21 protein-coding genes, 1 CRISPR repeat array and 1 riboswitch are annotated in these 24,476 nt (G+C 73.3%); of the genes, 12 read left to right on the top strand and 9 right to left on the bottom strand.

The features are described from left to right. Positions 1–235 precede the first annotated feature (235 nt). The 5 genes from BUE45_RS02510 to BUE45_RS02490 all read left to right on the top strand — a co-directional run bounded on the left by BUE45_RS02510 (position 236) and on the right by BUE45_RS02490 (position 7,099). Positions 236–1,075 carry a phosphotransferase enzyme family protein gene (locus tag BUE45_RS02510; protein WP_073374440.1) on the top strand — a complete coding sequence of 280 codons (840 nt, stop codon included), beginning with the start codon at positions 236–238 and terminating at the stop codon, positions 1,073–1,075. Positions 1,076–1,249: 174 nt separating this feature from the next. After that, the gene (locus BUE45_RS02505; RefSeq protein ID WP_073374438.1) at positions 1,250–1,783 is read left to right on the top strand and encodes an NUDIX hydrolase; all 534 of its coding nucleotides are present in this window, start codon (positions 1,250–1,252) and stop codon (positions 1,781–1,783) included. A gap of 185 nt (positions 1,784–1,968) precedes the next feature. Continuing rightward, entirely contained in the window at positions 1,969–3,402 is a 1,434-nt protein-coding gene (rox, locus tag BUE45_RS02500) for a rifampin monooxygenase (RefSeq protein WP_073374436.1), read from the top strand. Positions 3,403–4,380: 978 nt separating this feature from the next. Continuing rightward, positions 4,381–4,716: direct repeats of the CRISPR family, unit length 29 nt; unit sequence GTGAGCCCCGCGCACGCGGGGATGGACCG. 188 nt (positions 4,717–4,904) lie between these two features. After that, positions 4,905–6,383, top strand: coding sequence for an AAA family ATPase (locus BUE45_RS02495; protein ID WP_245832725.1), 1,479 nt, complete (start codon positions 4,905–4,907; stop codon positions 6,381–6,383). After that, positions 6,380–7,099, top strand: coding sequence for an HNH endonuclease (locus BUE45_RS02490; RefSeq protein ID WP_245832723.1), 720 nt, complete (start codon positions 6,380–6,382; stop codon positions 7,097–7,099). Before BUE45_RS02495 ends, BUE45_RS02490 begins: the two co-directional genes overlap by 4 nt. Before the next feature lie 1,118 nt (positions 7,100–8,217). On the opposite strand, the gene BUE45_RS02485 is transcribed toward BUE45_RS02490, so the two are convergent. From BUE45_RS02485 to BUE45_RS02460, 6 genes are all read right to left on the bottom strand, one after another. Then, complete coding sequence (locus BUE45_RS02485; protein WP_073374434.1) at positions 8,218–9,108, bottom strand: hypothetical protein; 891 nt, start codon at positions 9,106–9,108, stop codon at positions 8,218–8,220. Between the two features lie 76 nt (positions 9,109–9,184). Further along, the gene (locus BUE45_RS02480) at positions 9,185–9,586 is read right to left on the bottom strand and encodes a peptidase inhibitor family I36 protein (protein WP_245832721.1); all 402 of its coding nucleotides are present in this window, start codon (positions 9,584–9,586) and stop codon (positions 9,185–9,187) included. Between the two features lie 331 nt (positions 9,587–9,917). Further along, positions 9,918–10,274, bottom strand: a complete 357-nt coding sequence (locus BUE45_RS02475; RefSeq protein WP_073374432.1) for a DMT family transporter — start codon at positions 10,272–10,274, stop codon at positions 9,918–9,920. Position 10,275: 1 nt separating this feature from the next. After that, positions 10,276–10,590 carry a DMT family transporter gene (locus tag BUE45_RS02470; protein WP_073374430.1) on the bottom strand — a complete coding sequence of 105 codons (315 nt, stop codon included), beginning with the start codon at positions 10,588–10,590 and terminating at the stop codon, positions 10,276–10,278. Between the two features lie 16 nt (positions 10,591–10,606). After that, a riboswitch (guanidine-III (ykkC-III) riboswitch) is annotated at positions 10,607–10,672 on the bottom strand. A gap of 7 nt (positions 10,673–10,679) precedes the next feature. Then, positions 10,680–12,281 (bottom strand): hypothetical protein, encoded by a 1,602-nt coding sequence (locus BUE45_RS31620; protein WP_143173235.1) that lies wholly within the window; start codon positions 12,279–12,281, stop codon positions 10,680–10,682. Between the two features lie 445 nt (positions 12,282–12,726). After that, entirely contained in the window at positions 12,727–13,347 is a 621-nt protein-coding gene (locus BUE45_RS02460) for a TetR/AcrR family transcriptional regulator (RefSeq protein ID WP_073374426.1), read from the bottom strand. Positions 13,348–13,401: 54 nt separating this feature from the next. Between BUE45_RS02460 and BUE45_RS02455 the strand changes: the two genes are divergently transcribed. Beyond that, positions 13,402–14,859, top strand: coding sequence for an aldehyde dehydrogenase family protein (locus BUE45_RS02455; RefSeq protein WP_084736782.1), 1,458 nt, complete (start codon positions 13,402–13,404; stop codon positions 14,857–14,859). Positions 14,860–14,903: 44 nt separating this feature from the next. Here the strand turns inward: BUE45_RS02455 and BUE45_RS02450 are convergent, their stop codons facing one another. Continuing rightward, entirely contained in the window at positions 14,904–15,635 is a 732-nt protein-coding gene (locus BUE45_RS02450; protein WP_073374424.1) for a polysaccharide deacetylase family protein, read from the bottom strand. A 133-nt stretch (positions 15,636–15,768) separates the two neighbouring features. Next, on the bottom strand, positions 15,769–17,304 hold the full coding sequence (locus BUE45_RS02445) for a polysaccharide deacetylase family protein (RefSeq protein ID WP_073374422.1): 1,536 nt from the start codon (positions 17,302–17,304) through the stop codon (positions 15,769–15,771). A 357-nt stretch (positions 17,305–17,661) separates the two neighbouring features. On the opposite strand from BUE45_RS02445, the gene BUE45_RS32360 reads away from it, so the two are divergent. Beyond that, the gene (locus tag BUE45_RS32360) at positions 17,662–17,907 is read left to right on the top strand and encodes a hypothetical protein (RefSeq protein ID WP_178378426.1); all 246 of its coding nucleotides are present in this window, start codon (positions 17,662–17,664) and stop codon (positions 17,905–17,907) included. Between the two features lie 70 nt (positions 17,908–17,977). Here BUE45_RS32360 and BUE45_RS02435 read toward each other — a convergent pair whose 3' ends face one another. Beyond that, positions 17,978–19,039, bottom strand: a complete 1,062-nt coding sequence (locus BUE45_RS02435) for a pyroglutamyl peptidase (RefSeq protein WP_073374418.1) — start codon at positions 19,037–19,039, stop codon at positions 17,978–17,980. A gap of 194 nt (positions 19,040–19,233) precedes the next feature. Here BUE45_RS02435 and amaB point away from each other — a divergent pair, with 194 nt between their 5' ends. From amaB to BUE45_RS02410, 5 genes are all read left to right on the top strand, one after another. Then, positions 19,234–20,778, top strand: a complete 1,545-nt coding sequence (amaB, locus tag BUE45_RS02430) for an L-piperidine-6-carboxylate dehydrogenase (RefSeq protein WP_073374416.1) — start codon at positions 19,234–19,236, stop codon at positions 20,776–20,778. 137 nt (positions 20,779–20,915) lie between these two features. Further along, a complete protein-coding gene (locus BUE45_RS02425; protein ID WP_245832719.1) occupies positions 20,916–21,386 on the top strand; it encodes a MarR family winged helix-turn-helix transcriptional regulator in 471 nt (156 codons plus the stop codon). A 62-nt stretch (positions 21,387–21,448) separates the two neighbouring features. Continuing rightward, complete coding sequence (locus tag BUE45_RS02420) at positions 21,449–21,877, top strand: organic hydroperoxide resistance protein (protein ID WP_073374412.1); 429 nt, start codon at positions 21,449–21,451, stop codon at positions 21,875–21,877. Between the two features lie 478 nt (positions 21,878–22,355). Then, a complete protein-coding gene (locus BUE45_RS02415; RefSeq protein ID WP_073374410.1) occupies positions 22,356–22,982 on the top strand; it encodes an ABC transporter ATP-binding protein in 627 nt (208 codons plus the stop codon). Continuing rightward, positions 22,979–24,454 carry a DUF6297 family protein gene (locus BUE45_RS02410; RefSeq protein ID WP_073374408.1) on the top strand — a complete coding sequence of 492 codons (1,476 nt, stop codon included), beginning with the start codon at positions 22,979–22,981 and terminating at the stop codon, positions 24,452–24,454. Before BUE45_RS02415 ends, BUE45_RS02410 begins: the two co-directional genes overlap by 4 nt. Positions 24,455–24,476 lie beyond the last annotated feature (22 nt).

Below are 24,476 nucleotides of genomic sequence, written 5' to 3'. Positions count from 1 at the left end.
GCGTCCCGCCGGGTGAAAGCCGGGGTGCCGCACCCGTGCAGCCGGCCTGAAGGGCCACACATGCCCCCGGACCGCCACCCCCGACGTGCTCGGGGCACCGTTCCTCAGGGCCGTGCCCTCCGGCGGCCGGACACCGGTCCGGGGAACGCGGCCAGGGTGCCGGGCGTAGCCTCGAACACCGGGGAGGGCCGCCCGCGCTTCCCCCACGTTCTCCCCAGCCCGACGGAGGTATCCCGTGCACGACCGGTCCAGCGGCGGTCAGGACGGCCCGGAGGCCCTGCCCCTGGTCGGCGACGGCGTCACCCCGGGCATCGTGCGGGTGGGCGACACGGTCCGCCGCCCGCTCCGGCCGTTCAGCGGGACGGTCCAGGCCTACCTCGCCCACCTGCACCGGAACGGTTTCACCGACGCACCGGTCCCGCTCGGCACCGACGAGCAGGGGCGCGAAGTGCTGACCTACGTCCCCGGCGACGTCCCCCGCGAGCCGCTGCCCGCCAAGACCGCCGGCGAGGACGTCCTCGCCGCGCTGGCGCGGCTGATCCGGCTCCTGCACGAGGCCGGCGACGGCTGGACCCCGCCCGCGGACGCCACCTGGGGCGGCATCCCCGGCTCCGCCGCCGCGGGCAGGGAGGCGGTGGAGGGTGCCCCCGAACTGGTGGGCCATCGCGACTACTGCCCCGGCAACGTCGTTTTCCGCGACGGCCTGCCCGCCGCCCTCATCGACTTCGACCTCGCCAGGCCCACCACCCGCCTCTACGAGATCGCCAACGCCCTCTACTGGTGGGTCCCGCTGCTGGACCCCCGGGACCGCGCCCCCGGCTTCGCCGACCTCGACGCGGCCCGCCGGGTCTCCGTCTTCGTCGACGCCTACGGTCTGACCGGGCGCCGGCGCGCGGAGCTGGTGCCCCTGGCGACACGGATGATCCACCGGTTCCACACCAGTGCGCGCGCCGCCGCGGACAGGGACCCGGTCTTCCACCGCCTGTGGGAGGAGGGGGTGAAGGACCGGATGCCCCGCGCCGAGAGCTGGATCGCACGGGAGGGCCCCGCCATCGCCGCCCTGATCACCCCGTGACCGTCAGCGGCCCGCCGCCCCCGACGGCACCGGACCGCGCGCAGGGCGCGACCGCCTGCCCCCGGAGGGGGTGACCGCGGGTCCCGCGGCCCGCCGGGCGGTGCCGCGTGAGAAGGTGCCCCGGGCCGTGGTTGGGTTGCAGCGTCACCCGTCACCCGACACCGGGGAGTAGCCGTGCGCTGGACCGTCCACTCGGAGGAGCCCCTGTACACCGACCCCTGGTTGGACGTACGGACGGCGGACGTCGAGATCACCGGCGGGCGGCGCCTGGAGCACCGGCTGATCCGGTCCGCGCCGGGCGCGGGTGCGGTGGTGATGGATGAGCGGGACCGGGTCCTGCTGGAGTGGCGGCACCGGTTCATCCCGGACGTGTGGGGCTACGAGATCCCCATCGGCGGGGTCGAGCCGGGCGAGAGCCCGCGGGACGCCGCCGCCCGCGAGGTGCTGGAGGAGACCGGGTGGCGTCCGGGGCCGCTGCGGCCCCTGCTGCACGTCCACCCCACCCCGGGCATCTCGGACTCCGAGCACCACATCTTCTTCGCCGACGCCGCCGAACACGTCGGCGACCCGCTGGAGGACTGGGAGGCGGAGCGCATCGAGTGGGTACCGCTCGCTGACGTCCCCCGGTTAGTGGGGGAGCACCGGATGCCGTCGGGCACGACGGTCGCGGCGCTGATGTACCTCTACGGGACCGGCCGCCCGGAGTGAGCGGGGCCGAAACGAAAGGCAGGGGGTTCCGGGAACCTCCTGCCACTCTCAATCTATAGCGCACCCCGGGGCTTGCGGCAAGACCCGGGGCATGGCGCACAATCGTCGCTCGTGGCCCTCCCCTGCGGGTATCCGTGACCCCTGGCGGGGGCCGCCCTTTCCATCGCGTGACACCAGGGGGACACATGATCGACGCGGTCATCGTCGGCGGGGGACCGACCGGCATGATGCTGGCGGCGGAGCTGCGGCTGCACGGTGCGGGGGTCGTCGTGCTGGAGAAGGACACCGAGCGGCCCCCGTTCGTGCGCTCGCTGGGGCTGCACGTGCGCAGTATCGAGGTGATGGACCAGCGGGGCCTGCTGGAGCGGTTCCTCGAACACGGGACGAAGTACCCCCTGGGCGGGTTCTTCGCCGCCATCCACAAGCCCGCCCCCACCGGGCTCGACACCGAGCACGGCTACGTGCTCGGCATCCCGCAGACCACCACCGACCGCCTGCTGGAGGAGCACGCCGCCGAGGCCGGCGCCGACATCCGCCGGGGGGCGGAGCTGGTCGGCCTGGAGCAGGACGCCGAGGGGGTGACGGCGGAGCTGGCCGACGGAACGCGGCTGCGCTCGCGCTACCTCGTCGGCTGCGACGGGGGCCGCAGCACCGTGCGCAAGCTGCTGGGCGTCGGCTTCCCGGGCGAGCCCAACAGGCGGGAGGCGCTGCTGGGGGAGATGGAGCTGACCGCGCCGCTGGAGGAGGTGGCGGCGACGATGGCCGAGGTCCGCAAGACCCACCTGTGGTTCGGCCTCGGGCCGGTCGGCGACGGGGTCCACCGCGTGCTCGTGCCCGCCGACGGGGTGTCGCAGGGGCGCACGGCGGCGCCGGCCCTGGAGGACTTCAAGCGGCAGCTCCGGGAGTACGCGGGGACCGACTTCGGGGTGCACTCACCGCGGTGGACGTCGCGCTTCGGCGACGCGACCCGGCTGGCCGACCGCTACCGGCAGGGGCGCGTGCTGCTGGCCGGGGACGCGGCGCACGTCCACCCGCCGGTGGGCGGGCAGGGGCTCAACCTGGGGCTCCAGGACGCGTTCAACCTGGGCTGGAAGCTGGCCGCCGAGCTGGACGGCCGGGCGCCGGAGGCGCTGCTGGACACCTACGAGTCGGAGCGGCGCCCGGTGGCGGCGGAGGTGCTGGACAACACCAGGGCGCAGACGGAGCTGATGTCCCCCGAGCCGGGGGCGAGGGCGGTGCGCCGCCTGGTGTCGGAGCTGATGGACTTCGACGAGGTCAACCGCCACCTCACCGAGAAGATCATCGCCACCGGCATCCGCTACGACGTGGGCGGCCGGGGGACCGGCACCCTGCTGGGCAAGCGGCTCCGCGACGTGCCCCTGAAGCGCTCCGGCCGCCTCTACGACCTGACGCACGCCGGCCGGGGCCTGCTGCTGGACCGGGGCGGGCTGTCCGTCGCGGGCTGGGAGGACCGCGTGGACCACGTCACCGACGAGAGCGCGGAGCTGGAGGCGGCGGCCGTCCTGCTGCGCCCCGATGGCCACGTGGTGTGGCTGGCGGACGGCGCGGAGGACCTCTCCGACGCCCTCCACAGGTGGTTCGGCCCCCCGGCCGAATGAGGACGCCCATGGCCGACCGTCGTTCTTGAAAGGCGGGTTCCGGGGGGTGGGTGAGGGCCGCAGGGACCTGCCGGGCTCATCCCCCCGGGGGGCGTAGGGGGTGTTCGCCCTCTTGGAGTGCTGAGCCACGTCCGGAGGGCATCGCTCCCACGCCAGGTCGCGCGGGGTAGGGCCGCGGGTACTTGCCCCTCCTCAACGCAATGGGGGGTGGAGCGTGCGCTGTCTTCAGGCCCGAGGCACGGCCGGTGAGCATTGATCGCCACCCCGACTCCAGGGGTTGACGAGGGCGTACTCGGCTCCCCAGACACACGGGGGTGAGGGCCGCGCGTACTTGCTCGCCGCGCCGGTGGGGGTTGTCCACCCGCTTGGAGCGCTCCGCCAGAGCGGGAGGGTGTCGCTCCCACGCGAGGTCCCGTGGGGTAAGGCCGCAGGTACTTGCCCGGCCCGCCGCAGGGGGTTTCGGGGCACGCTCCCGTGTGCTCCGCTCCAGGGGGTGAGACGGACGTGGAGGTCTCCAGGAGGGTCACCCGTTGGGAAGGGCGGTCTGTGGTCGCGCCCGACCAGAACCTTTGGCTTCCAAGACGGTCACCGCTTGGGAAGGTACAGACCGGCGGAGCCGGATCCGCCCCCACGATGCAACGGAGGGCAGACGGACAGGCAGACACGTGGGCCGCACGTCCGGGGTGGTGGGGGTGTGCTGTCCGGGGGTGGGTCCGGGCGAGGCCTGCCCCGCCCGACCGCTCGGAAAGGGAGGAAGGGTCCGCCTGCACAGCCGCGGTTGCTCCCGACCTCGCTTGGAACACCAACCCCAGACGCGGTAAGCCGCACCAGAACACCCTCCTGTACCCCGGGAGAGGACGGACGCGCGTCTTGAGCCGGTGGTGCACCTCGTGACACAGTTGCTCCGGGCTTAGGTTCTTACCTCTCGCATTCGCATGACGCGGAGATAACGGCTCGCGTTTTGCCTGGTCGCGAACTGTGAGCCCCGCGCACGCGGGGATGGACCGGGCCGGTCAGAGAGGGCGACCCCTCCAACCGGCGTGAGCCCCGCGCACATGGGGATGGACCGCCGGGGGCGTTCTCGGCGATGAGGTCGGCGAGGTGAGCCCCGCGCACGCGGGGATGGACCGGCCTGCGAGTGCCCGAAGCACAGCCCGCCCAGCGTGAGCCCCGCGCACGCGGGGATGGACCGCCCCCGAAGGACCGCGCCCCCTGGGTTTCCGAGTGAGCCCCGCGCACGCGGGGATGGACCGGGCACCGGCAAGGCGCTCTCCATGGCCCAGAAGTGAGCCCCGCGCACGCGGGGATGGACCGACCGCGGGTGAGACGTGCGCCGGTTCTCCGAGTGAGCCCCGCGCGCGGAGCGTACTGCCTCGCAGTCCGTTTGAGTGCCCTAGAGTGCCCTCACATGCCTTTAAGCCCCGCGCATGCGGGAACGGGGTCCTCCTGCCCCCAGCGCTCTGTCATCAACCACAAGCGCTGTTCGCGTGAAGACCACCCCGATGTCCATGCACGACCGCAGCGGCGACGGTTTCCGCTTCTGCGGTACATGCTTCACGCACTCGAGCGGCGAACTGCCCGCGTCGGGTGAGGAGCGCCCTTCTACGACGCGTGCCCGCCAGATCCAGACGGAGTCCCTTTTGCACATCGAGCACATCAGCATCAACGGAGTCCGTGGCTTCCACGGCCCCACCGCTGCTAGTGAGCTGGAGTTCCCCGTCCCCTCCGACGGTCGCGGAAGCTGGACCGTCCTGGCCGGTCGCAACGGCTCGGGGAAGACCACGCTGCTGCGCACGATCGCCCTCGCGTTGGTCGGCCCCTCCTTCGCGCGCAACCTCGTTCCCGATTTCGACCACTGGGTGACCCAGGGAGCCGATACCGGGGAGGTGACCGTGGCCATCATCCCCGGGGCGGAGGACACCGGCTCGGCCGCCGGGATGACCTCTGGCACCCCCTTCACCGGAGCCCTCCTATGGCGCCAGAACCGCGCGCCCCGGGGCGGTACCCGTGTCACCGGCCCGGAAGACGTCAGCGACGACGAAATCCCCCGGTCGGGGCCGTGGGCAGAGGATGCGAGCGGCTGGTTCGTCGCCGGCTACGGCCCCTTCCGGCGTCTCGAAGGCGGTGCCTCGCAGGCCCAACGCCTGAGTATGAGCCCGGGACCGGTTTCCCGGCTCGCGAGCCTTTTCAATGAGGACGTCTCCTCGGCGGAGGCGGTCGAGTGGCTCAAGGACCTGCACCTGCGCCAGTTGGAGGGCAGATCCCACGCCGGAGAGCGGCTCGCCTTCGTCACCGACATGCTCAACGACGGCCTCCTGCCCGATGGCCTGTCCGTCGACCGGGTGGACGCCGACGGCCTGTGGGTGAGGCGGGGCGACCACACATCGGCTCTCTCCGAACTGAGTGACGGCTACCGTACGGTCACCGCCCTCGTTCTCGACCTGGTCCGCCAGGTGTTCTCCCTGGAGGAAGAAGGCGCTTACGGCTACAGCGAAAGCGGAGTTCCGGCCGTATTCGTTTCCGGTGTCGTTCTCATCGATGAGATCGACGTCCATCTTCATGTGAGCTGGCAGAAGGCCATCGGTGACTGGCTCAAGCGCCACTTTCCCCACATGCAGTTCATCGTCTCCTCGCACAGCCCCTACGTCTGCCAAAGCGCGGATCCGGGAGGTCTGATCCGGCTGCCCGGTGTCAACGAGGAGACCGCTCCACGCGTGGTGTCGGAGGACCTGTACCGAAGAATTGTTTTCGGCAGTGGTGATGATGCCCTGTTGACCGAGTTGTTCGGTGTCGACTCGCTCTATTCACCGCAGGCCGAGAAGAAGCGGCAGAGGCTCTCCGAGTTGGAGGTCCGGGTCCTCGACGGGAGTGCGACTCCGGGAGAGATCGACGAGTACGTCGAGTTGAGACACACCCTGACCAGTTCTCTCGCGACGCGGGTGAACGAGGTGTCCCGCGCCTCGGGTACGGAGCGGATGTGATCCGCTTGTCGCGGACCGTCCTTCCCCATGCCCTGGAGGAAACGCTCGACCGCAGGACACAGAGGCTGGAACGGGACCGCGCGGACGGCACTGTGGCGCGGAGGCGCTGGAAGGACGCCCGGGATCTGCGGGGACTTCTGCGTGTGGAACTGTGCCGGTTCGCGGCGGGTCTGGACCGGTGTATGTACTGCGGCGAGAATGTCGGGACGGATGTGGACCACTTCGATCCCGTTACCCGTAACCCGCTGCGGGCGTTCGACTGGACGAACCATCTTCTGGCCTGCTCCCGCTGTAACAGTGAGGCGAAAGGCTTCGCCTTTCCCTGTGGTCCGGGCGGGGAGGCTCTTCTCATAGATCCCACTGTCGACGATCCTTATGATCATCTCCGCCTCAATCTTTCCATCGGTGACTACCAGGGGCGCACGGAGCGGGGAGAGGTGACGATCGATGTTCTGCGGCTGAATCGCGCCGAACTGGTGAGGGGGAGGAGTTTCGCTTTCGTCAGGGCGAAGTCCATGCTGCGTGATATCGACAGGCAGGTGCAGCAGGGCGCAGTGGCGCGTGCAGAAGCGGTCATGCTGGCCCTGAAAGAGCAGCCGTTCGCCGATGTATTGCAGGCGATGCTCAAGGTGAGGCATCTTCCGGGGGTACAGGTGGTCCTGGAAGACAGTGAGGTGATCCGAGCCCTGGAGATCATCGCTGATTCGGGGGGATAACGGCGGGTGGGGTTCCCGCTCTTGAGCATCGTCACTCCTTGTGGTCGAATGGTCGTCTTCCATTGCTCAGGGTGAGGAAGGCGCGAGTCTTGAGCCTGCGGTGCACCTCGTGACACAGTTGCTCCGGGTGTGGGCCCTCGCCTCTCGCATTCGCATAACGCGGAGATAACGACCCGTGTTTTGCCTGGTCGCGAACTGTGAGCCCCGCACACGCGGGGATGGACCGAGATGGCTGCCCAGATGGCCCGCCTGGACGTGGTGAGCCCCGCACACGCGGGGATGGATCGATCTCCTCCAGACCGGGGCGCCGGACCACGAGGTGAGCCCTGCGCACGCGGGGATGGACCGCCCCGCCCCATCCGAATCCACAAAACCGTGTGGTGAGCCCTGCGCACGCGGGGATGGACCGGGTTCGGGAGCGAGAGTGCGGGGAGCTTCACCGTGAGCCCCGCGTAGGCGGGGACGGGCGTGCGCCAACGGCATGGACGGCCTGTGGCCCGGGTGGGAGCGGCGCCCTCCGGGCTGTGGTCGGGGGCTCCGGGCGGGTGGGCGAGCTGGGGTGGGGGTCGCGGTTCTTCCTCCCGAACCCCCGTGTGGCTGAGCGGGGAGGGTGCGTGCGGGCTTCACCCCTGTGTGTCTGGGGAGGGAGGTACGCCCTACCGAAACCCCCTGGAGTCGGGGCATGGATCAACGCTGACCGGCTGTGCCTGAGGCCCAGAGAGAGCGCACGCTTCACCCCCTATGGCGTTGGGAGGGCATGGGTGTGCTCTACGTTCGGGCCGCTCCCCGCGCCCACCACCGTTTTCAGGGGGCATTCCTCCCGCCGCTGTGTCTGGGCTGGGATCGCCTCGCTCGACCCAGCCCCGGATGACACCCCCACCACCGACGACGTGCATCGAACGCACCACCCCTGCGCTCTACCGCTCGCCGACTGCGCCGGGGCCAGGTCCACGCTCCGCTGGCCGCCCACCCCAGGCGGCCGAGCTTTCGGAGAACTCCGGTTGAGCTTTCACCCCCACAACTTGAGCGGGGAGCGACGCTCTACGGCTGTGGCCGGGGCCGCGGTCCGCCGACCGGCTGTGGCGCAGGCCCTGGTCCAGTACAGGCCCCGCACCGGGTCAGGCGGGGGAGCCCGACTCGGAGATGACGGCCTCCGCCCGTTCCATCCGCTTCTCCTTCACCCGCGCGAAGAGCGCGAAGTCCTCCGTGTGCTCCTCGACCAGCTCCTCCTGCACGGCGGTCTCCGCGCGGTGCCAGGTCCGCACCACCGACGCCGTCTCCTTGCAGTCCACGTCCGCCGTCGCGGCCTCCGTCTCCACCGATGAGGGTTCACCCTCCCGGTCCGCCCAGCGCGGGTCCTCGGCGGCCTCGTCGGGCTCCCGGTAGTCGAACCCCCGGTCCGCCATGCACGCGCTCCAGGCGGCGAAGGCCCCCACCACCGCAGGGTCCTCCGCCGAAGCCTCGAACCCCGACCGGATGTAGGTGTTGAGCAGGTCCCCGTCCCGGTCGGGGACCCCCTCCGCCATGCCCTCGCGCCCCTGCTCAAGGCACCCGGCGCCGCCCTCGTCCCCGTGGGCCGCGCGGTGCTCGGTGGCCGGCAGCGTCCGGCGCTCCTCGCGGACCTGCTCCACCAGGGCCTCGTCCCGTGACAGCGCCGGCGCGCCGTAGCCGTGCCGCGCGGCGACCTCGGGCTCGGCCACCCCGTACCGCCGCCGGTGCGGGGGGTCGGTCCCCTCCTCATCCGGAGCGGGCTGCACCCGCCAGTCCATGCCGCGCCCCCTCATGCAGTCGCGCACGAGCAGGTCCTCGGCGTAGCGGAGCGTCCGCATCTCGAAGGGGGAGAACGTGTACACGTCGAACGGCAGCACCAGCTCCCGGACCTGTGCGCCGGCCGGGAGGAAGCCGCTCCCCCCGCCCTCGGCGTCGTTCGGGGCGGCGGCCCCGCAGGCGGCGAGGCCCAGTGCCAGGCACAGCGCCCCCGCGACCGGCGGCAGGTGTCGTGCGTTCAACGCTTGCTCCACTCCACGGGTCCACAGGGCGGAGCCGGGGAGGCCGGCCGCGCGGGCCCGCCTCCCCGGCCGGGGATCACCAGATGTAGATCGAGCTGATCTTGTTGTCGAACCCGTTGTTGGTCAGGTCCTTGTCGGAGGAATTGGCCTGGGCGTAGTAGGACGGTCCTTTGTAGTTCGCGTCCTGGTAAAAGGACGCCGCGCTGGACTTCTGGTTCTTCATGGAGCTGGCGTTGTCGTTGACGTTGCGGCAGCCCGAACCGCTCCAGCAGTTGTTGCTCAGGTTGCTGTCGTTTCCGGAGGTCCGGAACGAGCCGCCCTTGAAGTCGTCGTGCTCGTAGAGGTACACGTACGTCGCCTGCGCCTCGACCAGGGGCACGGTCGCGGCCGAGGCGGTCGCGGCCGTCCCGAACACGCCGGCCAGTGCGAGGGAGGTCAGCACGCCGGCCGTGGCGAGAATTCGCTTCCTGTCGGACAAGGATTCCTCCGTGGGGGTGGTCGGCAAGGGCGGGCGCCATTGCCGATTTTCTCGGCGCGGCGCCCGTTGCGTTATCGACGATAAGCGATGGCCGCCCATAAGGAAAGAAGGAATCCTGGCCGCATTGGGTTGGTTTGTTTGTTTTTATTTGCCTTTGTTCGTGGCCGCATTCGGCCATTCCCGGATGTGCCCTTTGCGGGGTGGGGTCCGGTGGGGCGGCGGATGGCGGCGGTGCCGCCCCGGGCTCCGGGAGCCGCCCGGCCCGCGAGAGGGGTGGGGCCGGGCGCCGCGCATCGCGACACCCGGCCCCACCATCCGCCCGGCGCTCGGGTCAGTTCTCCCGTGTGTGCTCCGGTGCCTTGTCCGGGTCCTTGCCCGGCACCAGCTTCAGCCCCACCACCGCGGCGATGATGCCGGTGAGGAACACCAGCTTGCCGACGGAGACGGCCTCCGCCCCGCTGGCCATCGCGTACAGCACCGTCAGGGCGGCGCCCACGCCGACCCAGACCGCGTACGCGGTGCCCATGGGGATGTGCTTGGCGGCCCAGCCCAGGCCGACCATGCTCACCGCCAGGGCGACGCCGAAGACGGCGGCCGGGACCGGCCGCGTCAGCCCATCGGACATGCCCAGGGCGGTGGCCCACACGGCCTCGAACACCGCGCTGATGAGAAGGACGATCCACGGCATGTCAGCTCACCGCCTTGAGGCCGATGATGGAGCCGACGAGCAGGACCAGGAGCAGGGACTTGGCCCACGTGGGCCGGTCCTGCCCGTTGAGGAAGCCCCACAGCACGGTCAGGGTGGCGCCGATGCCCACCCAGACCGCGTAGGCGGTGCCGGTGGGCAGGGACGTCATGGCCCAGGCCAGGCCGGCCATGCTCGCGGTGAGGGAGACGACGAAGAGGAGGGCGGGGCGCCAGCGGGAGAACCCGTGGGACGCCGCCAGCGCCGAGGCCCAGACGGCCTCCAGGACGCCCGAGACGATCAGTACGAACCAGGCCAAGGTAACGGCCTCCTTTACGAGGCCGTCTTGTCGTGGTGCGGGTACGGCTCCCTCGTCCGCGGACCCGTTCTCCGGGTCCCGCGCACATTCTAGGTCTCCGCGCCGCCGGGCGCAGTGAGGGCCGTCACCGGCGCCCGCGTGTCTCGCTCGGGCGCATCGCCGTCCGCTTCTCCGCAGGTGGGGCAGGGGGTGGCGGTGATGGTGCGGTCGTCGGGTGTGCGGCGGAGGATGGTGCGGTAGCGGGGTGAGTGGGGGTCGGGGTTGCAGTGTTCGTTGTCGCATTTGGGGGTGGTGAAGCGGGTGTCGGGGCGGGGTGGGCCGAGGAGGCGGTCGAGGGTGCGGGTGGGGTGGGGTGTTGCGGGTTTGGTGGGTGGTGGGGTGTGGTCGGGGTGGGTGCGGCAGGGGTGGCCGCAGATGGTGCAGGTGCCGCCGGGGGTGTTGCGGAGTGTGGGGTGGTGGGGGCAGGTGTGGGTGGCTTTGCCGTGTGTGTCGAGGGTGAATGTTGTGGGGTGGTCGGGTGCGTGCTGGTCGGCTGCGGGTTCGACCGGTGTGTGGTGGAGGTTGTGGGTGTTCCAGGCGTGGAGGGTGTCGGGGGTGGTGAGGCGTGCGTTGAGTGCGGCGTAGGGGCGGGTGGTGTGTTCCCAGCCGGTGAGGGCGTGGGTGAGTGCGGTGTGGGTGACGCCTTGTCGGGCGAGGTCGTGGAGGCGGGTGGCGAGGTGGGTGCGGTCGTGGTGGGGGTGGTGCAGGGCGGCGTCGGGGATGCGGGCGAGGAGGTCGTAGGCCCAGGCCGGGACGGGTGCGGGGTCTGCGGGGCGCGGAGGGCTCGACGGCGCCGGGGAGGTCGGTGGAGCCGGTCGTGGGACGGGGGTGCGTTCCGGTGCCGGAGGTGCCGGAGGGTCGGCGTCGGGTGCGGTGCGTGGTCGGGGCAGAGGCGGCTGTGCGGTCGGGGGCTTCGGGGGAGTGGCGCCCGGTGCCTGGCGGGGTGCGGGTGCGGGGGCGTGTTCGGGTGTGCGGGTCGCTGCTGGCGCGGCCTCGGTGCGTGGTCGGGGGACGGCCGCCCCTGTGGTTGTGCGCGTGCGGAGCGGATGCGGAGACGGGTCGCTGGGGTGGGGGTGGGCAGGGGACGGGTGTGTGGGTCGTTGTGACCCCTCGCGGGGGTTCAGGGTGACCCCTCGCGAGGGGCCACCCTGAACCCCCGCGGCCTCCGTGGTCCTGGTGGGTCGGGTGCGCCGGGGTGTTCTGAGTGCGGGGAGGTCGGGGCGGTTGTGGGGGGTGAGGGGTTCTTCTCCGATGCGTGCGCGGGCGTGGTTGATCTCTTCGAGCACGGCTGGGTGGTGGTGGGTGAAGGCGCTGGCGGGGATGAGGAGTTCCAGGACGTCGGGGAGGTTGTCGGCGCGGCGCCTGCCGGTGGCCAGGTCCTGGGCGAAGAAGGTGCGCAGGCTCTCGCGGGGGAGTTTGCGGACCAGGTGGTGGTGGAGGAGGTCGCGCAGGGCGCGTTTGGCGGTGGAGCGGCTGAGGGTGCCGCCGCAGCGGCGGGTGAGGGTGTCGAGGTAGAGGTAGCACCAGCGGCCGTCGCGGTCGGCGGCCTCGGCGATGGCCGAGGCGACGGTGTGGGCGCGGGTGGTGGGGAAGAGTCCGGCTTCAAGGGCGCTGTTGACCCATAGCAGGGGCAGGAACCCGATGCCGTTCATCGCGCCCAGGGGGCGTTTGCGCGGTGTGGGGGAGGGGTGCGCGGCCGGTTCCCGGTTTCGGGCAGGGGTGGGTGCAGGACTAGGATTCATCCCTAGCCGCCTTCCTGGTAGTGCAGGCAGGTTGGTCAGGGGCCGTTCCGGTGTTGGCGCACCGGGCGGCCCCGTTTTTGCGTGACACGGGGTCACGCAGTGGAGTCGGGGTGAAGCCTAGCGCTGCCGGGGGGAGTGCGGGGCGGGAATCCGGATTCCTGTTCGAATCCTGCCGGTTCGCGACTGATGACGACCCGTGTCGGCAGCGGATGCCTTGCCGGTCGGCCCTGGCTCTTCGGCTCCCGGGGTGGTCCTCCGGGCGGGCTGACTAGAATCTACGTCGTAAAGGTGCGGGTTCGAGAGAACAGCCCTACAAGCAACCGAACAGCAGAAGGAGTGCGGCTGCGCCGCACACTCACTCTCCCCTCGCCCCCAGCGCCCGCAGCAGGTAGGGGAGCAGCCGCTCCGCCATGTCCCGTCCGGGCCTGCCCCCGGGCTCGTGCGGCACCAGGAACGTGTGGGTGACCATCGGCCCGATCACCAGCTCGCCCACCACCATCGGGTCCTCCACCGGCGGGATCTCCCCCCGCTCCTCGGCGCGGGCCACCAGGGACGCCACGCGCTCCTGGAGCGGCGCCACGTACTCGCCCACCAGGACGTCGGCCAGCGCCCGGTTGTGCGCCGCCTCGCCCAGGATGGCACGCAGCAGCTGCCCCGAGGGCCCGTCCAGCGCCTCGGCCTTGTCGTGCAGCAGGGCGCGCAGGTCCGAGCGCAGGCTCCCGGTGTCGCGGTCGGGGCCCAGGTCCTCGGCCCACACCGCCGCGGCCTGGACCACCAGGTGCTCCTTGGAGCGCCAGCGGCGGTACAGGGTCGCGGTGGAGACGCCCGCCCGGCGGGCGACGGCGGCGGTGGTCAGCCCGCCGTAGCCGTGCAGGCGCAGCTCGTCCAGGGTGGCGGCCATCAGCGCGCGGTCCCGGGCGGCGTCCCTCGGCCTTCCCCGGCGGGGGGACGTCCCGGGCAGATGGTCGGTGGTCATGGGGGCATCCTACGGTCCTGTTCAAAACGAAAAGCTTTCGTTTAGTATCCGGACATGACGAACGACACCCCCGGCACCCCGGCCGTCCGACAGGCCACCGTCCAGACCGCGGCGCCCGCGCCCATCGACGGCGACGCCGCCGCCAGGATCGGCGCCCTGGTCCGCGACCTGCGCGTCTCCTTCGCCGCCGGCCGCACCAAGCCCGTCGCCTGGCGCCGCACCCAGCTGCGCGGCCTGCGCGACCTCCTGGTCCGCGAGCGCCCCGCGCTGGAGGAGGCGCTCCGGTCCGACCTGGGCAAGAGTCCCCTGGAGGCGCACACCACCGAGATCGGCTTCGTCCTCAACGAGATCGACCACACGCTCCGCCACCTGTCCTCGTGGCTGCGCCCGCAGCGGGTGTCGGTGCCGATGGCGCTGGCGCCCGCCAAGGCCCGCACGGTGCGCGAGCCGCTGGGCACGGTCCTGGTCATCAGCCCGTGGAACTACCCGGTCAACCTGGCGCTGGCCCCCCTGGTCGGCGCGCTGGCGGCGGGCAACGCCGTGGTGGTCAAGCCCAGCGAGCTGTCCCCGGCGACGTCCGCGCTGCTGGCCGACCTGCTGCCGCGCTACCTGGACCCGAAGGCCGTCGCCGTCGTCGAGGGCGGGGTGGCCGAGAGCACCGCACTGCTGGAGCAGCGCTTCGACCACATCTTCTACACCGGCAACGCGCAGGTGGCCCGGATCGTCATGGCCGCCGCCGTCAAGCACCTGACCCCGGTCACCCTGGAGCTGGGCGGCAAGAGCCCGGCGATCGTGGAGCCGGGGGTGGACCTGGCCGTCACCGCGCGCCGGCTGGTGTGGGGCAAGTTCACCAACGCGGGCCAGACCTGCGTGGCGCCCGACTACGTGCTGGCCGTCGGCGACTGCGCCGACGCGCTCCAGCGGGAGCTGTCGGCCGCGGTCACCGAGATGTTCGGGTCCGACCCCCAGGCCAGCCCCGACTACGGGCGGATCGTCAACGAGCGCCACTTCGACCGCCTGACCGCCCTGCTGGACAGCGGGACGGTGGTCTCGGGCGGCCGGCACGACCGCGAGGCGCTCTACATCGAGCCCACGGTGCTGGGCGGGGTCACCGCCGACACCCCGGTCATGGCGGAGGAGATCTTCGGCCCGATCCTGCCCGTGCTGCGGGTCCCGGACCTGGACGCGGCGATCGCGTTCGTCAACGAGCGGGACAAGCCGCTGGCCCTGTACGCGTTCACCGGGTCGGAGGAGACCCGGCGGCGCCTGACCACGGAGACCTCCTCGGGCGGCCTGGCCTTCGGCCTGCCCATCGCGCACCTGGCCGTGCCCGACCTGCCGTTCGGCGGGGTGGGGGAGAGCGGGATGGGCGCCTACCACGCGACGGCGTCGATCGACACGTTCTCGCACACCAAGCCGGTGCTGGAGAAGTCGCTGGCGCTGGACACCATGCGGCTCGCCTACGCGCCCGTCACCGACCTCAAGGAGAAGATCCTGCGGCGGATGCTCTAGCGGCGCCGCCGTGGTCCCCGGGGCCGCGGGCTCCCGGGCCCGCCTCAGCGGGCGTCGGTGAAGGTGGCGCCGGCCTCCATGCCGTCCCCGGCCAGGTCGGAGACGGTCACGAAGTGGTAGCCGTCCTCGGCGAGCCCGTCGAGGATGTCGGGCACGGCGTCCACGGTGCTCTCGTGGATGTCGTGGAAGAGCACGACGCTGCCCCGGGCGGTCTCCTCCAGGGTGACGTCGGTGACGGCTCCGGAGTCGCGGCTCTGCCAGTCCAGGGTGTCGACGTCCCAGAGCACGATGGGCCGGTCGACGGCCCCGCGCACGGTGTCGTCGAGCGAGCCGTAGGGCGGGCGCATGGTGGCGGGCTTCTCGCCGGTGACGTCCTCGATGGCCTCGTCGGTGCGGCGGAGGTCGTCCTCGACCTCGTCGCCGGACAGGGTGGCCAGGTCGTCGTGCTCCCAGGAGTGGTTGCCGATCTCGTGGCCTTCGTCGGCCATGCGCGCGACGGTGTCGGGGAGGTTCCCGACCTTGGAGCCCAGGAGGTAGAAGGTGGCCGCGGCGTCGTGGTCGGCCAGGGCGTCCAGGACCTCGTCGGTGTGCTCGCCGGGGCCGTCGTCGAAGGTGAGGGCGACGCACTCGACCTTCGCGCAGTCCGGCGCGGCCAGGCTCCGGGCCTGAGCGCTCAGGGCGGTGTCGGCGGTCGCGGCCGGGGCCGCCAGGGCGGCGAGGGCGAGCCCGCCGGTGGCGGCCAGGGCCAGTCCGGGTTTCGAAAGGGTAACGTTCACGCAGGTGAATGTATGCGAGTCCCTGACCTGGGCAAAGAAAAAAGCCCCCGAAGTGACGAACCGCTCTTTGCCCGCGCCGGGGAACAAAAAGCGCGGACCCCCGCCGCAGCGGGGGCCCGCGTCCCGGTCCGCCTCAGCCCACGCGGGCGTCGGTGAACACGTCACCCGGGGACAGCGCCTCCAGGCCGAACAGGTCGGTGACGGTCACGAAGTGGTACCCCTGCCGGTGCAGCCCCTCCAGCACCTCGGGGACGGCGTCGACCGTGCTCGGGTGGATGTCGTGGAAGAGCACCACGCTGCCGGGCACCGTGTTGTCCAGCGCGTGCCCGGCGACCTTGTCGGTGTCGCGGCTCTGCCAGTCCATGGTGTCCACGTCCCACAGGATCAGCGGCTGCTCCACGGACTTGCGCACGGTGCCGTTGAGCGAGCCGTAGGGCGGGCGGATCGTCGGCGGGTCGATCCCGGTGACCTCCCGCACCGCCTCGTTGGTGCGGCCGATGTCGTCGGCGACCCCGGACTCGGACTTGCCGGCCAGGTCGTCGTGCTTCCAGGAGTGGTTGCCCATCTCGTGGCCCTCGGCGTGGGTGCGCTCCACCACCTCGGGGAACTCGCTCACGAGCGAGCCCAGCACGTAGAACGTGGCGCGGGCGTCGTACTCGGCGAGCATGTCGAGCAGCCGCCCGGTGTGCTCGCCGGGGCCGTCGTCGAAGGTCAGGGCCACGCACTTGAGCCGCGAGCAGTCCAGGCTGTCGCCCTCGGCGGACAGGCCCTCGTCGAGCGGGAAGTCGGGCTCGTCCGCCAGGGCGGCCTCGCGGGCGTGGTAGCCCAGCTCCGAGAGGAGTTCCTCGGCCTCCTCGGGCTCCACCGGCAGCAGGACCTCGCTGACCCGGCCGGCCCCGGGGACGTCCCCGGGCTCCATGCGCACCGCGAGCCCGCCCGCGGTGCTGAAGGCCAGGTCGGCCAGGGGCGAGCCCTCCCACAGCTCGGCGGCGCGCAGCGCCTCCTCGGGGTCGGCCAGGTCCAGCGCCCCCTCCTCCCGGTCGGCGGGGGAGGGGGAGGCGTCGGCCGCGGCCTCGGCGTCCTCCTCGGCCTGGGCGGCGCGCACGGCCACCTCGCCGACCAGGCCGGGCAGCTGCTCGGTCGGCATGTCGTAGCCGTCCTCCAGCACCTCGGCGACGGCCAGGTGGGCGCGTTCGATGGCGGCCTCGTCCCGGAACAGCGAGGTCCAGGGCAGCACGGTGTCGTTCTCGGCGTCGTACCACAGGGTGCGGGCGCCGAAGGTCTCGTTGACCCCGGCCTCGACGGTCTCGGTGACGCGCACCCCCACCACGCGGGGCGAGGCGGCCAGGACGGTCGCGTCCTGGGAGAGCGCGGGTTTCCCGTTTTCGGGCAGGTCCTCCAGGAAAGCGGTCTGTCGTTCCGCCATGGAGGTGTGGATCTCCGTGGTCAGCGGGTGGTCCGGGCCCAGGACCGGGTAGCGGTACCCGACCGTTCCGGCCTCGGTGGCCACCGAGCGGGCCCCCACCTGCACCGCCGGCCATGCGTCGAGTGGTATGCGCACCGCTTCGGCGTAGGGCAGGGCCTGTTCCGCCGCGTGGCATCCCGGTACCAGGAGCAGGCTCAGAGCTGCGGTGATGGCGAGTTTTCGGCTAACTGAGGTGACAGGCACGAGGGGACCATATCGGAGGAGGTCTCCGGGAGAAGAATCGGAACGCGCCCGTTTGCGTACTCTGTGTCATATTTTTTGACGAGTCTCGATACCGGAACCGGCGGTCGGGGGCGGGCGTCCCACCCCTTAACGTGGTGCCCGCGCACCCACCTCTCGTGAAAGGGACTCATGAGTTACGGTCCAGGCCCCGGCCAACCGCCGCACGGCGGCTCCGGAGGATACTTCCCCCCGCCTCCGGGGGGCACCGGAGGCTATCCCCCACCCCCGGGAGGGCCGGGCGGCTACCCGCCTCCCCCCGGCGGTCCCGGCGGCTACCCGCCCCCGTACCAGAGCGGCCCGCCGGAGCCGCCGTACAGCATGGGCTCGGCCATCGGCGCGATCATCGCCAACGCGCTGGCCCTGTGCCTGTGCTGGGCGTTCGCGCTCATCGGCCTCGTCCTGGGCGTCGTCGGCGCGTCCCTGGCGACCAGCAACCCCGGCGCCGCCAAGACCTGCACGCTGATCTCGTGGATCCTGTTCGCCGTCAGCGCGGTGGTGGGCGTCATCTACATCGTCATGTACGGGGCGTGGTTCCTCACCGCCCTGGGCAGCGGCGCCTACTGACGCGGCGCCGCGTCAGTAGGCGGGCGCACGGCCCCGGGAGGGCCGTGCGCCCGTTCGCGTGCGGGGCGGCTCAGGCCAGGGTCGCGGCCACCGCGGCGACGGCCTCGCGCACCCCGGCCAGCACCGGGGCGTGCTCGTCCACGGAGCGGGTGAGGGGCAGGTGCACGTGCCCCGCCGGGACGGAGGTCCCGGCCCGGTCGCGCAGCAGGGTGTTGCGGTAGGCGATCTCGTTGGAGAGGTAGTCGCCGCCGCCCCCGCGCCGCGCGGCCGAGCCCGGGGTGGGGCCGCCGGGCCGCACGACCGGGTCGGTGCCGCCCGCGGGGACCTCGGTGACCTCGGTGTTGACCACGGCCTGCGCGCCGATGCGCTCGGCGATCTCCCGCACCGGCAGGGTGGAGCGGGTCCACTCGGGGGCGTCGCCGGGCAGGGCCCGGCCGGTGCGCGACACCCCGAGGTTGTCGGTGCCGCCGCCGCGCCAGACCCCGTTCCACACCTCCAGGTCGAACCGGTCGGGACGGCCGCGGCTGAGGGTGAGGACGGCGTCGGCCTCGCCGTGGACCCGGCCCAGGGCCTCCTCCACCAGCCCGGCGTCGAAGTCGTCCCAGCGCACGGGGAACACGGCGGTGCGCACCACGGCGGTGCGCCCGCCGACCGGGAAGGTCAGGCCGTTGAGGTCCAGGGCGGCGGCCCCGGACGGGTTGGCGCAGGCGGGGTCCTCGTCCAGGCGGAAGGGGTCGAACCCGGTGACGACGATGCGCAGCAGGCGCTCGCCGGGCGGGAAGAGCAGTTCGGTGACGCCGCGCGAGGCGGTCTCCAGCAGGTGCAGGAGACCTGCGCGGTCCTGTTCGGACAGGTCGAAGGCGGGCCGCCAGGCGCGCAGGCGCGCGGCGAGCCGCAGGCGGGCCCAGTACAGGGGGCGGTCGTCGACGGTCCCGGCGCCGGTGCGGACGGCCTCGGTCCACAGGCGCGAGGCGTGGGCCGCCACGGCCTGGCGGGCCGCGGCGTGGTCGGCGGCGTCGTTGAGGTCGGCGGCGAAGAGGGGGACGGCGGCTCCGAACCCGGAGCGTTCGAGGATCCTCCGGGGCACGTCGAGTCCGGCGCGGTCCTCTTCGGGGGTGGTGTCGTGGTGCACGGGTTCGCTGTCTGTAGGGAAGGCGGCCGCAACGGCCGCCGGGGGGACGGTCGTCGAGTCTAACGGCGCGCGGAGACGCCCCGGGGAACGCGCGGCGGGGGCGCCGCGAAACCTGGACGGCGGGGCTGGACCGGCGGGCCCGGACTTGGCAGGGTGTTGAGTGTCCAGCCCCCTCTCGACGAAGAGAGTCGCACATGCACACTTCCGCCCTCCCCGACACCGAGCACCTCGCGGAGCGCGCCAGGCGGGCCCTGGCCGCCTGCGGTGTCGAACGGCTGCGCGAGCCGGTCGGCGCGGCCGGGACCGCGCGGACCCCGGTCACCGGGGGGATCCTGTTCCCGGTGGAGTTCGACACCGCCGCCTCGGCCGGGCGGGCGGTGACGGCGGCGCACGCCGCGTTCCCGGCGTGGCGCGACACCCCGGCGCCGGTGCGCGGGGCGCTGGTGCGCCGCCTGGGGGAGCTGCTGCGCGAGCACAAGGCCGACCTGGCCGAGCTGGTGACGGTCGAGGCGGGCAAGATCCGCTCCGAGGCGCTGGGCGAGGTCCAGGAGATGATCGACGTCTGCGAGTTCGCGGTGGGCCTGTCCCGCCAGCTCTACGGGCGCACGATGCCCTCGGAGCGGCCCGGGCACCGGCTCATGGAGACCTGGCACCCGCTGGGCGTGGTGGGCGTGATCACGGCGTTCAACTTCCCGGTGGCGGTGTGGTCGTGGAACACCTGTATCGCGCTGGTGTGCGGTGACACGGTGGTGTGGAAGCCCTCGGAGCTGACGCCGCTGACGGCGCTGGCCTGCCACGCGCTGCTGATGCGGGCGGCGCGGGAGACCGGGGCACCCGAGGACGTGCACCGGGTGGTGCTGGGGGACCGGGCGGTGGGCGAGGCGCTGGTGGACGACGCGCGGGTGGCCCTGCTGTCGGCGACGGGGTCCACGGCGATGGGCCGCGCGGTGGCGCCGCGGGTGGCGGCGCGGATGGGCCGGTACCTGCTGGAGCTGGGCGGCAACAACGCGGCGGTGGTGGCGCCCTCGGCGGACCTGGACCTGGTGGTGCGCGGCAGCGTGTTCGCCGCGGCGGGCACGGCCGGGCAGCGGTGCACGTCGCTGCGGCGCCTGATCGTGCACGAGGACGTGGTGGAGGAGGTCGCGGAGAAGATCACGGCGGCCTACCGCCAGCTCCAGGACCGGGTGGGGGACCCCTCCGCGGAGGAGACGCTGGTGGGCCCGCTGATCGGCGAGCGCGGGTACACGGCGATGCGCGACGCGCTGGAGCGGGCGCAGGCCGACGGGGGCCGGGTGCTGGTGGGCGGGGAGCGCCGGCTGGAGGAGGCGGCCAAGGACGCGTACTACGTGGAGCCGGCGGTGGTGCGGATGCCGGGGCAGACGGAGGTGGTGCGCGAGGAGACGTTCGCGCCGATCCTGTACGTGCTGACCTACCGCACCCTGGAGGAGGCGGTGGAGCTGCACAACGGGGTCCCGCAGGGCCTGTCGTCGGCGGTCTTCACCCGGGACCAGCAGGAGGCGGAGCGGTTCCTGTCCTCGGCGGGTTCGGACTGCGGGATCGTCAACGTCAACATCGGCACCTCGGGTGCGGAGATCGGCGGGGCGTTCGGCGGGGAGAAGGACACCGGCGGGGGCCGGGAGTCGGGGTCGGACTCGTGGAAGGCGTACATGCGCCGGGCCACCAACACGGTGAACTTCGGCGGTGAGCTGCCGCTGGCGCAGGGTGTCCGCTTCCTGTGAGGCGCGGCGGGGCGGGCCGGCCGGGCCCGCCCCCCGGGGCACGCCGCGCCCGAAAAAAACTTTGCGCCCAATATTGTTGTAGGCAATCTAAAATGCTACGGTATGACCGCATCCGAGGACGCAGGGGAGGAGACACCGTGGCCGAGACCGAGGGCGACCCGCTCGCCCTGGACAACCAGCTGTGCTTCTCCCTGTACGCCGCCTCCCGGGCCCTGACCGGGCTCTACCGGGAGCTGCTGGGCGACCTGGGACTGACCTATCCCCAGTACCTGGTCATGCTCGCGCTGTGGGAGCACGGGACCCTCAGCGTCAAGGGGCTCAGCCGGGTCCTGCACCTGGACTCGGGCACCCTGTCGCCGCTGCTGCGCCGCCTGGAGGGGCTGGGGGCGGTCACCCGCACCCGCAGCACCTCCGACGAGCGCGTCGTCGAGATCGGGCTCACCGAGAGCGGCGCCGCGATGCGCGAACGCGCCCTGGGCATCCCCGAGCGGCTCGCCTGCGCCTCCGGACTGCCCGGCGGGCGCGTGCGCGAGCTCATCGCCACCCTCGACGAGCTGACCCGCTCCGTCGAGACCGAGTCCGCGCGCCGGCCCTGCGGCCCGGAGTGACCACCGCACACCACCACCAACGCCACACGGGCTCCACCACGGGGCCGGAAGAAGGGGACACCATGGCCTACAACGTCATGTACACCGCCAACGCCAGCGTGACCGGCGAGGGCCGCAAGGGCCACGGCCGCACCGACGACGGCCGCCTGGACGTGGAGCTGTCCGTGCCCAAGGGCGTGGGCGGCGACGACGGCCCGGGCACCAACCCCGAGCAGCTCTTCGCCGTCGGCTACGCGGCCTGCTTCCACGGCGCGCTCAAGGGCGTGGCCCGCAAGGACAAGACGAACGTGGACGGCTCCACCATCGAGGCGCACGTCAGCCTCGGCAAGTCCGACGAGGGCCTGGACATCGCCGTGGAGCTGGACGTCACCATCCCCGGCGTCGACCAGGCCAAGGCCGAGGAGCTGGTCGAGGCCGCCCACCAGATGTGCCCGTACTCCCGCGCCACCCGCGGCAACATCGAGGTCAGGCTGACCGCCCGGGCCGGCTAGCCCGTACCGCCGCACACGAGGGGGCGTCCCGCACGGGGCGCCCCCTCGCCGTTGTCACCGGCCGCCGGGGCGTCCCGGGGCTCGGTGGATCGTGGTGGGGCGCCTTCCGCCGCCCCGGCGCCCGGACGGGTGCCGGGGCAACGCCCTCCGGGCGGCGGTCCGGGAGGGGCCTGCTGGTCGACGGGCGTCGCCCGCCGCATCCGGTGCCCGCTGTTCGGCGGGTCGCGGTCCCGGGGCGCCTCCCGCCGTGCCGCCCGGGGGCCGGGAAGGCCCCGCTGCTGGACGGGGCGCGGGCTCCAAGCCGTCGCCCGGAGGGGCCGGGCGGGTGCAGGGGACCGCCGTGCGGCACCGCCGAGCCCGCGGGGTACCGCCCGGCGGTGGCGGCGTCCGGCGACGGACCGCCCACGAATCCCTCCCGCTTCAGGGCGGGAGCCGCACCACACGCGGGCGTGCCCCGGGCACGCCCTAGGCTGTCCCGGTGAGCGAACCGATCATCGTGGCCCGCGGCGTGGGCGTGGAGCTGGGCGGCACCCCCGTCCTGGACGGCATCGACCTGACGGTCTCCCCCGGGGAGGTGGTCGCGGTGCTGGGCGCCAACGGCGCGGGCAAGACCACCCTGCTGCGCTGCCTGGCCGGCCTCCAGCCGGCCGCGGGCAGCGTCAGCGTGCTGGGCGGCCCGCCCGCCGACACCCCGGAGTTCTGGCGCGACGTCGTCCTGGTCGGCGACGAGCCCGCCTGGTACCCGGGGCTGACCGTGCGCGAGCACCTGGACCTGGTCGGGGCGGTCCACGGCCCCGGCCCCCTGGACGCCGGACGCGCCCTGGAGCTGTTCGAGTTGGCCGACCGCGCCGACCGCGCCGACCGCGCCCCCACCGCCCTGTCCACCGGACAGCGCCAGCGGCTGTCCCTGGCCCTGGCACTGCTGCGGCCCAGCCGCCTGCTCCTGCTGGACGAGCCCGAGCGCGGGCTCGACGCCGCCTTCCGGGACCGGCTCGCCGTGCTTCTCTCCGACTACGCCGCCGGCGGCGGCACCGTGGTCATGGTGACCCACGACCCCCGGTTCGCCGAGGGCGCCCGCCACGTCGCGCTGGAGGCCGCCGCGTGAGCGCGACCGCGCGGGTCCGCGCGCTGACGCGGAGCGGCGTGCGCCGGCGCCGCACCTGGTCCGACCGCTACATCACCCTGTTCGGCCTGGTCCTGCTGGCGGTCCTGGCGTCCCCGCTGCTGGGCCGCGCGCTGGAGGCCGTGCCCGCCGACACCGACCCCGCCCGGGCCGGCGCCGGGCTGGCGCTCACCGCGCTGCTCGCCGCGGGCGCCCTGGCCCTGGCGCGCGCGGCCGGGCCCCTGGGGGTCTCGCCCGCCGACGCGGCGTGGCTGCTGCTCACCCCGCTGCCGCGCCGGGCCGTGCTCACCCCCGCCCTGCTGGTCCTGGCCGCGGTGTGCGCGGTCCTGGGAGCCGCCGCGGGGCTGGCGCTGACGAGCGCGCTCGGCGCCCCGGGCGCCCTGCTCCCGCGGCTGTCCGGGCTGGTGCTGCTGGGCCTGGCCTGGGCCGTGGCCGCGGCTTCGGCCACCGTCCTGGGCCAGGCCTCGCAGGCCTGGGACACGGCGGTGGTCGCGACGATCGCCGTCCTGGTCGCCGCTGCCGCCGCCGCGGCGGTGCTGGGCGCGGGACCCGGCCAGCGGGCGCTCACCGCCCTGGCGACGGCCCCCGGCCAGGCCTGGGCGGCGGTGGCCGCCGTGTCGGTCGCGGGCGCCGCGGCCCTGGCGGTCCGGGCGTGGGCGGCGGCCGGGCGCATCCCGGCCCGCGCCGTTCTGGAGGCCTCGCGCCGGACGGGGCTGGCCGCGGGCGCGGTCACGGGACTGGACCCGGGCCCGCTGGCGTGGATCGCCGAGGACGCCCACTGGCGCGGGCGCACCCTGCGCTCGCGCCCCTGGCCCGCGCGCCTGCGCGGGGCGGCGGCGGTGGCCTGGCCGGACTGGAAGCGGCTGGGGCGGCGCCCGGGCCTGCTCGCGCTGGCGGCGGCCACCGCCGTGCTGCCCGCCCTGGCGGCCCTGGCCGGCCTGGGCGGGGCGGGGGTGCCGCTCGTGCTCGCCGCGGGTGCGGCCGCCGTCGCCTCGGCCGGTACCGCGGGGGCGCGCCGGGACGCCGGGGACGCGGCGCTCGCCCGCCTGCTGGGGGCCGCGCCGCGCGCCCTGCTGGCGGCGCGCGCGGTGCTGCCCGCCGTGCTGGGCGGCGCCTGGCTGACCCTCGCGCTGACCGCGCTGGAGGCCGTCGGCGCCACGGGAGCACTCTGGCCGCTGGGCCCGCTGTGCGCGCCCGCGCTGGCGGCGGGGGCGCTGCGGATGGCCCGGCGCCGCCCCGTGGAGCACACCGCGCCCGTCATGGACACGCCGCTGGGCCCGGTGCCGCTGGGCCCGCTGCGGTGGGCGCTCACCGGCGCCGACCTCGCCCTGCTCGGCTGCCTGCCCGCGCTCGCAGCGTTCGCCGCCGGCCCGGGCGCGGCCCTGTACGCGGCCCAGGCGCTGTGCGGGGCCGCCGTGCTGGCGGCCTACTGCGCCGCGCCCCGGCGCGGATAGGGGACCGGACCGACGACGAGGG

Origin of the sequence: Nocardiopsis flavescens (assembly GCF_900141985.1) — a bacterium.
Lineage (GTDB): Bacteria > Actinomycetota > Actinomycetes > Streptosporangiales > Streptosporangiaceae > Nocardiopsis > Nocardiopsis flavescens.
The sequence above is the reverse complement of the archived record's forward strand: the minus strand, read 5'-3'. Positions and strand labels throughout refer to the sequence as shown.